Here is a 7,828-nt window from a genome sequence, read left to right as displayed (position 1 = left end):
GCGGGCGGCCCGCCCTAGCCGCCGAGGTAGGCCTTCTTGACCTCGGGGTCGTCCATCAGGGTCTGCGAGGGCCCGTGGGCGACGATCTCGCCGGTGTCGATGACGTAGCCCCGGTGGGCGAACTTCAGGGCCAGGCGCGCGTTCTGCTCCACCAGCAGGATGGTCAGGCCCTCCTCGTTCAGCTGCTTGAGGGTGCGGAACATCTCGTACATGAGCAGGGGCGCGAGCCCCATGGAGGGTTCGTCCAGCAGCAGGACCTTGCAGCCGCTCATGATGGCGCGGCCCACGGCGAGCATCTGCTGTTCGCCGCCGGACAGGGACTCCGAGCGCTGCTTGCGGCGCTCGGCCAGCCGGGGGAAGAGGTCGAAGATGCGCTCCAGGTCGCGGTGCAGGTTGTCGGTGTCCTTGCGCGCGTAGGTCGCCAGGGTCAGGTTTTCCATGACCGAGAGGTTGCCGAAGATGTGGCGTCCCTCGGGGGTCAGGGCGACGTGCAGGTCCGAGACGACCTTGTGCGGCGGCGTGGCCAGGATGGACTGGCCTTTGAAGAGGATGTCGCCGGAGGTGACCTTGGGGGCCTCGGGCGGGGGCAGGCGCATGATGGAGTGCAGGGTGGTGGACTTGCCCGCGCCGTTGGAGCCGATGAGGGTCACGATCTCGCCCTCGTCCACGGAGAAGGAGATGCCGTGCAGGGCCTCGATGTTGCCGTACTTGACGTAGAGGTTTCGGATTTCGAGCAGCATCAGATGTTCTCGTCTCCCAGGTAGGCCTTGATGACCTTGGGGTTGGTCTGGATGTCCTCGGGGCCGCCCTCGGCGATGGTCGCGCCGAAGTCGATGACCTTGATTTCCGAGCACAGGGTCATGACGACCTTCATCTGGTGTTCGATCATCCAGATGGTGATGTCGAACTCGCGGTGGATCCACTGCACAAGCCTGATGAGCCCCTCCACGTCGGCGGAGTTCAGGCCCGCGGCGGGTTCGTCCAGCAGGAGCAGCTTGGGCTGGATGGACATGGCCCGGGCGATTTCCACGCGCCGTTGCAGCCCGTAGGGCAGGTTTCTGGGGCGCTCGTCGGCGTAGGCGCGCAGGTCCATGGCGTCGAGCAGCTCCAGGGCGATCCTGTCTATCTCGGCCTCGCGCAGGGCGTGGTTCCTGGTCCGCGCGAAGCAGTCCCACAGGCTGTAGCCCATGCGGTAGTGCTGGGCGATGCGGATGTTGTCCAGCACGGACATGTCGTGCCACAGCCGGATGTTCTGGAATGTCCGCGCGACGCCCAGGGCGGTGACCTTGTGCGGCTTCATGCCCCGGGTGTCCCGGCCGTCGAAGGTGATGGTGCCTTCGGTGGGCTGGTAGAACCCGGAGGTCAGGTTGAAGATGGTGGTCTTGCCCGCGCCGTTGGGGCCGATGAGCCCGACCAGCGAGCCCTTCTCGATGGAGATGTTGAAATCGGACACGGCCTGGAGGCCGCCGAATTTCTGGGTCAGTCCTTGTATTTCCAGCAGAGCCATGGGTCCGGTCTCCGGGTCGCGGTTACTTGAAGGAGTAGAACCTGCGCAGGCGCGGGAACACGTCGGAAAGTTCCTTGTTGCCCAGGATGCCCTCGGGGCGGAACTGCATGAGCAGGATCAGCACCAGGGGGATGATGACCCACTTCCAGACCTGGGAGATCTCGTAGCTGTCGGGCAGCAGGCCGATGGTGTGCATGACGCCGTCCAGGGCGGGGATGCCGAAGCGCAGGGCCTCGATGAGCATGGTGAACAGCACGGCGGCCAGCACCGCTCCGGACATGGAGCCCATGCCGCCCAGGTAGACCATGACCATGCACTCGGTGGACTTCAGGATGTTGAAGCTTTGCGGGTTCACATAGCCGTAGGCGTGGGCGAACAGCCCGCCCGCGATGCCCGCCACGCCCGAGGAGAGCATGAAGGCGATGAGCTTCATCTTGTTGGTGTTCACGCTCATGATCTCGGCGGCCACCTCGTCCTGGCAGATGGCGATGATGCCCTTGCCGTAGGTGGAGGCCACGAAGCGGCGCAGGATCCAGACCGAGAAGGCCGTGCCGAGCAGCACCCAGACGAGCATCCAGGGGATGTCGGCCACGTCGTGCATGGAGTTGATGACGCGCTTCATGCCCGAGAACCCGCGCGGCCCGCCGATGACATCGATGTTCTCGATGGCGGAGATGACCATGTAGTTCACGGCCAGGGTGATGATGGCCAGGTAGTCGCCGCGGGTCTTGAACGAGGGCAGGGCCACCACCAGGCCGACCAGGGCCGCCGCCACCCCGCCCACGAGCACGGCCACCGGGAAGAACCAGATGGCCAGGGAGGGATCGAGCAGGGGCGGGCCGAACACGCGGTCCTTGGTGAAGAGGATGACCGTGATGACGGATGAGACATAGGCGCCCACGCACATGAACCCCGCGTGGCCGCAGGAGAACTCGCCCATGTAGCCGTTGACGAGGTTCAGGCTGGTGGCCAGGATGATGTTCATGCCCATGAGCATGAGCACGCTTTGGATGTAGAGGTCCATGTGCCCGGTGTGGGCCATGAGCACGAGCACCAGGGCGCCGACGGCCAGAAGGGCGTTGAAGGTGTATTTCTGCATTGTCGAGCCGTCTCTTGGGTTAGATCTTCGTGGTCTTGGCGACGCCGAACAGGCCCGTGGGCTTCCACCACAGGATGAGCAGCAGCACGGAGAACGCCAGCAGGTCGCGCAGGGTGGAGGGGAACACGGCCACCACGCCGATCTCGATGAATCCGAGCAGGAACCCGCCCAAAAATGCGCCGCGTATGTCGCCGATGCCGCCGACCACGGCGGCGATGAACGCCTTCCAGCCGATGAGCGCGCCCATGTAGGGCTCCAGGATCGGGTAGGACATGGCGAACATGAAGCCCGCCAGCCCGGCGAACCCCGAGCCCAGGATGAAGGTGAACACGATGATGGTGTTCACCGGGATGCCCATGAGCGGGATGGCGAATTTGTCGTAGGAGATGCCGCGCATGGCCATGCCGATCTTTGTCTTGGTGACGATGAAGTGCAGCAGCATGAACACGGCGATGGCCGTGAAGATGACCGCGACCTTCAGGTTCGTCACCGAGATGTCGCCCAGGGTCCAGACGGCCTTGTCGATGAGTTCGGGAAATTTCTTGCGGCTTGCGCCAAGCAGCGCCAGGTTGCCGTTTTCAAGGATCAGCCCGCACATCAGCGCGGTGATGACCACATAGAGCCGGTGGGCGCCCTTGTTGCGCAGGGGGCGGTAGGCGATGCGCTCCAGCGTGACGCCCACGCAGGAGGTGAGCAGCATGGTCAGCGGGATGGAGAGCATGAGCACCGTCATGCCGGACAGGGCACCGGGGGAGATGATGCCGTATTCGCCCAGGAAGAACGTGGCGACGAAGAAGGCGATGTACGCGCCGACCATGAAGATGTCGCCGTGGGCGAAGTTGATGAGCAGGAGCACGCCGTAGACCAGGGTGTAGCCCACGGCGATCAGGGCGTAGAAGCTGCCGAACTGGAGCGCGTTGATGATGTTCTGGATCAGGATTTCCACGGTGGAAAGCTCCTCCTTGGCCGCCCGGGGCGCGCGGGGCGCGGCCTGTCGCGGCGGGGGGTCGTCGATGAACGAGGCGGCGGAGACCCTGTGGCCTCCGCCGCCGTTGCGTCCTTTGCGTCAGGCGCCGCCTACGGGCAGACCTGCTCGGTGAACACGAACTCGCCCTCGTCGCTGATCTTGACCACGACGGCGCACTTGATGGGGTCGCCCTGCTCGTCGAACTTCATGGAGCCGGTGATGCCCTCGAAGGAGGGGATGGCGGCCATGGCTTCGCGGATGGCGGCACGCTGCTTGCGGATGTTGGAGTCGACCTTGCCGGCGTTCTGGATGGCCAGCAGCACGATGTTGGTGGCGTCCCAGGTCAGGGCGGCCACGTCGTCGGGGGTCTCGTTGTACTTGGCCTTGTAGCGGTCGATGAAGACCTTGGTGGCGCCCTGGGCGCCGGCGGCCGCGTAGTGGGTGGAGAAGTACTGGCCCTTGCAGTCGTCGCCGCAAAGGGTCATCAGCTCGGCGGAGCCCCAGGCGTCGGCGCCCATGACGGGCCCGGCCCAGCCCAGGTCATGGGCCTGCTTGAGGATCAGGGCGACCTGGTTGTAGTTGTCGGGCAGGAAGATGAAGTCGGGCTTGGCGGCGATGATCTTGGTCAGCTGGGCGGAGAAGTCCTGGTCCTTGGTGCCGTGGGACTCGAAGGCCAGCACCGTGCCGGCGCCGTGCTTCTGCTCGAAGTCGGCCTTGAAGATCTCGGCCAGGCCCTTGGAGTAGTCGTTGGAAATGTCGAACAGCACCGCGGCGGTCTTGGCGCCGAAGGTCTTGGTGGCGAAGTCCACGGCCACGGGGCCCTGGAAGGGATCCAGGAACGCGGCGCGGAAGACCCAGGGCCGGTCCAGGGTGGCGTCGGGGTTGGTGGACCAGGGGGAGATCATCGGGGTCTGGTTGTCGTCGCAGGTGCCGCCCGCGGGCACGGCCTGCTTGGACGAGTTCGGGCCCACGATGGCCATGACCTGGTCGCGCTCGATGAGCTTCAGGGCCACGTTGACGGCGGAGTCGGCCTTGGACTCGTTGTCCTCGTAGATGAACTCCAGCATGTACTTCTGGCCGCCGACCTCAAGCCCGCCCTGGGAGTTGATGTCCTCCTTGAGCATTTCGGCGGCGCGCTTGGACGATTCGCCGACCTTGGGGATGTCGCCGGTCAGGGGCAGGTTGAAGCCGATCTTGACGGTTTCGGCCGCCAGGGCAACCGAGGCCATCAGGAACACCGATGCCAGGGCCAGGAAAAACGCTTTTCGCATGAAATCCTCCTCTCGTGGAAAACGGGTTCGCAACTGACGATGGATTCAGATACATGAAGTCCAAGGAAATAGGAAGAATCAAGAGTAAACAAAAATGGCAATGCATGGCCCCGGAGCGGGATTTCGGAACGGAGAGGCCCTGTTTTCAGCATCCCGGCCTGCAAAAGCCGCCTTTTTTCAGTTCACAAAAACGTAAAGCATGTTTTTTTCGTTTTGCGAAACCTGAAGCGTTAAAAATCGTCTTTCGGATTGCCGCGAGGTATTTTTTACGGCTTTGGCCTGCCCGGGGGGGCGCGGCGGGTCGTTGTTGTGCTCGCCGGGGTTTTGCGTTAGCTCATAAGGCCCGCCCGCAAGGGCGCAGCCGCAGACAGGGAGGGACGCCATGTCCGAGGAAACCCGCAGGATCGTGCTGGAGCACTCGGCCGCCGGGTGCGAGCTGAGGGAAAAATTCTTCCGCGACGAGGTGGACAAGGTCGTGGAGGTCGCCCGGATCATGGCCGTGTGCCTGGCGCGCGGCGGCAAGATCCTGTTCGCCGGCAACGGCGGATCGGCCGCGGACGCCCAGCACCTGGCGGCGGAGTTCGTCAACCGCTTCCTGCTGGAGCGGCCCCCGCTGCCCGCCGTGGCCTTGACCACCGACACATCCATACTTACTGCCATCGGCAACGACTACGGCTTCGAGCAGGTGTTCGAGAAGCAGGTCCTGGCCCTTGGCGCGCGCGGCGACGTGCTGTGCGCCATTTCCACCTCGGGCAACAGCGCCAACCTCGTCCACGCCCTGCGCGCCGCACGCGAGAAGGGCCTTGTCACCGTCGGGCTCACGGGCCAGGGCGGCGGCGAAATGGCCCCCTGCTGCGACCATCTGCTCATGGTCCCCGGCCGGCACACCCCGCTGATCCAGGAGGTGCAGATCGCCGCCGGGCACATGCTGTGCAGGCTTGTTGACTATTACCTCTTCGAGGCGGTGATGGAACTGACCCCCTACCTCGACGGCGAGTAGCATCCACGGAGGGCGCGATGCCGATCTACGAATACAAGTGCGAGAAGTGCGGCAAGGAGTTCGAGGAGCTGGTCTTCGGCGAGCAGGAGGGCGTGAAGTGCCCGGCCTGCGGGTCGGAGCGCACGGGGCGGCTGATGTCCCGCTGCCGCCACAAGTCCGCTGGCGGCGCCGGGCTGGGCCAGGCTTCGGGCGGATCGTCGGGCGGCGGCTGCGCGGGCTGCTCCGGCGGCAGCTGCTCCACCTGCCACTAGGCCCCCAACGGCGCGCCCCGCGCGCATCACTATAAGGATAAGGACCGGATGAACAAGCTCACCATCGCCACCCGGGGCAGCAGGCTCGCCCTGTGGCAGGCGAACCACATCAAGGCCCGCATCGAGGCCCACCACCCCGGAACGGCGGTGGAGCTCTTGCAGATCAAGACCACCGGCGACAAGATCCTGGACGTGCCCCTGGCCAAGGTCGGCGGCAAGGGCCTGTTCGTCAAGGAGATCGAGGAGGCCCTGCTCGACGGCCGGGCCGACCTGGCCGTGCACAGCATGAAGGACGTGCCCGTGGAGCTGCCCGAGGGGTTGGTCATCGGCATCATCCCCGAGCGCGAGGACAACTCCGACACCCTCCTGTCCATGCGCCATGCCGGGCTGGAGGCCCTGCCCCGGGGCGCCGTGGTCGGCACATGCAGCCTGCGCCGCGCCGCGCAGCTGCGCCTGCTGCGCCCCGATCTGGAGATCCGCGACCTGCGCGGCAACGTGGACACCCGCCTGCGCAAGCTCGAGGAGGGCCAGTTCGACGCCATTGTCATGGCCACCGCCGGGCTGCTCCGCCTGGGGGTCGGCGCTCCGGAGATGGCGCGCCTGGCCCCGCCGCTGTTCCTGCCCGCCGTCGCCCAGGGCGCCCTGGGCATCGAGTTCCGCGAGGACGGGCCCCTGGGCGAGTTCCTGGAGTTCCTGGACCACGAGGAGTCGGCCATCACCGTCAGCGCCGAGCGCGGCTTCCTGACCGGGCTGGACGGCGGCTGCCAGGTGCCCATAGCGGCCTGGGCCGAGCTGCGCGAGGACGGCCAGCGGGTCCGGCTGTGCGGGCTGCTGGCCGAGGTGGACGGCTCGGGCGTCATCCGCCGCGAGGCCGAGGGCGACGCCGAGGACGCCTTCGACCTGGGGCTGGCCCTGGCCGACGACGTGCTGGACGAGGGCGGGCGCGAGATCCTGGCCCGCGTGTACAACACCTGATCCGGCTCCGCGCGGCGGGGCGGGAGGGCGCATGATGCGACTGGCCCGGGCGGGGTTGCGGGGAGTGTGGCTGCTGGCGGTCCTGTGGGCCGGGGCGGCATGCGCCGGGCAGCCCGTGCCCGGCCAGCCCGCGCCCCAGGCCGGGCAGCGCCTGGTGCAGTGCGTGGTGGTCGACTGGGCCGCCCCGGGCGACGGCCCGACCCTGGAGGTCGCCGTGCGCGTGTTCGGCAAGCCCGTGGCCGGGGCCGTGCTGGACCCGGAGCACCCGACCCTCGAATTCGCTTTCGAAGACGGGCTGATCCTTGCGCGCGGGACGCTGGCGGCGGCCTTCGACCCCTGGAAAGGCACGGGCTCCCTGGCCCTGGAGCGGCTGGACTACTCCTGCGACCTGAGCGGCGGGGCCACGGTGCGCGGGCAGGCCCTGGCGGACTTCCGCTTCCTGGCGCGCTACGAGTGATCGGCCCGGCCCGGACTCCGAACGGCGAACGGCCCGCAGCCATATGGCTGCGGGCCGTTCGCGTGCCGGGGCCCCCGGGGATCAGGTCAGGGAGCCGGTGTTGTAGAAGGCGCCCGAGCCCCCGGAGCCGCCGGGCATGGTCTGGCCGCCCTTTCTCTTGGTCAGCTCCATGAGCTGGGCCTGGAGGGCGGCGATCTCGGCCTCCTTCACGGCGGCCTGGGAGCGCTTTTCCTCCTCGCTGCCCTCGCCCTGCCTGATCTCGTCGAGCTCCTTGCGCAGGGCCTCGATGCGCTTTTGAATT

At 66.6% G+C, this 7,828-nt stretch carries 10 protein-coding genes; 4 read left to right on the top strand and 6 right to left on the bottom strand.

Translation table 11 applies throughout. The features are described 5' to 3' along the window. Positions 1-14: 14 nt before the first annotated feature. From M0P34_RS11860 to M0P34_RS11840, 5 genes are all read right to left on the bottom strand, one after another. Positions 15-740: an ABC transporter ATP-binding protein gene (locus tag M0P34_RS11860; RefSeq protein WP_291499363.1), complete on the bottom strand. Its 726-nt coding sequence runs from the start codon at positions 738-740 to the stop codon at positions 15-17. Continuing rightward, the gene (locus tag M0P34_RS11855; RefSeq protein ID WP_291499361.1) at positions 740-1,507 is read right to left on the bottom strand and encodes an ABC transporter ATP-binding protein; all 768 of its coding nucleotides are present in this window, start codon (positions 1,505-1,507) and stop codon (positions 740-742) included. The genes M0P34_RS11860 and M0P34_RS11855 overlap by 1 nt, the downstream gene beginning before the upstream one ends. Positions 1,508-1,529: 22 nt before the next feature. Next, on the bottom strand, positions 1,530-2,606 hold the full coding sequence (locus M0P34_RS11850; RefSeq protein ID WP_291499359.1) for a branched-chain amino acid ABC transporter permease: 1,077 nt from the start codon (positions 2,604-2,606) through the stop codon (positions 1,530-1,532). 19 nt (positions 2,607-2,625) lie between these two features. Then, positions 2,626-3,552 carry a branched-chain amino acid ABC transporter permease gene (locus M0P34_RS11845; protein ID WP_291499357.1) on the bottom strand — a complete coding sequence of 309 codons (927 nt, stop codon included), beginning with the start codon at positions 3,550-3,552 and terminating at the stop codon, positions 2,626-2,628. 131 nt (positions 3,553-3,683) lie between these two features. After that, a complete protein-coding gene (locus tag M0P34_RS11840; protein ID WP_291499355.1) occupies positions 3,684-4,844 on the bottom strand; it encodes an ABC transporter substrate-binding protein in 1,161 nt (386 codons plus the stop codon). 382 nt (positions 4,845-5,226) lie between these two features. Here M0P34_RS11840 and M0P34_RS11835 point away from each other — a divergent pair, with 382 nt between their 5' ends. From M0P34_RS11835 to M0P34_RS11820, 4 genes are read left to right on the top strand one after another with little or no spacing between them, the layout of a single operon-like run. After that, entirely contained in the window at positions 5,227-5,844 is a 618-nt protein-coding gene (locus M0P34_RS11835; protein WP_291499353.1) for a D-sedoheptulose 7-phosphate isomerase, read from the top strand. A 17-nt stretch (positions 5,845-5,861) separates the two neighbouring features. Continuing rightward, positions 5,862-6,095, top strand: a complete 234-nt coding sequence (locus M0P34_RS11830) for a zinc ribbon domain-containing protein (protein WP_291499351.1) — start codon at positions 5,862-5,864, stop codon at positions 6,093-6,095. Between the two features lie 48 nt (positions 6,096-6,143). Continuing rightward, positions 6,144-7,070 carry a hydroxymethylbilane synthase gene (hemC, locus tag M0P34_RS11825; protein WP_291499349.1) on the top strand — a complete coding sequence of 309 codons (927 nt, stop codon included), beginning with the start codon at positions 6,144-6,146 and terminating at the stop codon, positions 7,068-7,070. A gap of 31 nt (positions 7,071-7,101) precedes the next feature. Beyond that, positions 7,102-7,527: a hypothetical protein gene (locus M0P34_RS11820; RefSeq protein WP_291499347.1), complete on the top strand. Its 426-nt coding sequence runs from the start codon at positions 7,102-7,104 to the stop codon at positions 7,525-7,527. 81 nt (positions 7,528-7,608) lie between these two features. Here the strand turns inward: M0P34_RS11820 and M0P34_RS11815 are convergent. After that, the coding region (locus M0P34_RS11815) for a hypothetical protein (protein WP_291499345.1) at positions 7,609-7,828 on the bottom strand (220 nt) is incomplete at its 5' end.

This window comes from Desulfocurvus sp., from assembly GCF_023230885.1.
In the GTDB taxonomy this organism is placed as follows: Bacteria; Desulfobacterota; Desulfovibrionia; order Desulfovibrionales; family Desulfovibrionaceae; genus Desulfocurvus.
This window is presented reverse-complemented; position numbering and strand designations above follow the sequence as displayed.

Excerpts from the sequence above, each read along its gene's own strand:
- M0P34_RS11850 (WP_291499359.1), bottom strand. The coding sequence starts at position 2,606 with ATGCAGAAATACACCTTCAACGCCCTTCTGGCCGTCGGCGCCCTGGTG.
- M0P34_RS11840 (WP_291499355.1), bottom strand. The coding sequence starts at position 4,844 with ATGCGAAAAGCGTTTTTCCTGGCCCTGGCATCGGTGTTCCTGATGGCC.
- M0P34_RS11830 (WP_291499351.1), top strand. The coding sequence starts at position 5,862 with ATGCCGATCTACGAATACAAGTGCGAGAAGTGCGGCAAGGAGTTCGAG.
- hemC (WP_291499349.1), top strand. The coding sequence starts at position 6,144 with ATGAACAAGCTCACCATCGCCACCCGGGGCAGCAGGCTCGCCCTGTGG.
- M0P34_RS11820 (WP_291499347.1), top strand. The coding sequence starts at position 7,102 with ATGATGCGACTGGCCCGGGCGGGGTTGCGGGGAGTGTGGCTGCTGGCG.
- M0P34_RS11835 (WP_291499353.1), top strand. The coding sequence starts at position 5,227 with ATGTCCGAGGAAACCCGCAGGATCGTGCTGGAGCACTCGGCCGCCGGG.
- M0P34_RS11860 (WP_291499363.1), bottom strand. The coding sequence starts at position 740 with ATGCTGCTCGAAATCCGAAACCTCTACGTCAAGTACGGCAACATCGAG.
- M0P34_RS11855 (WP_291499361.1), bottom strand. The coding sequence starts at position 1,507 with ATGGCTCTGCTGGAAATACAAGGACTGACCCAGAAATTCGGCGGCCTC.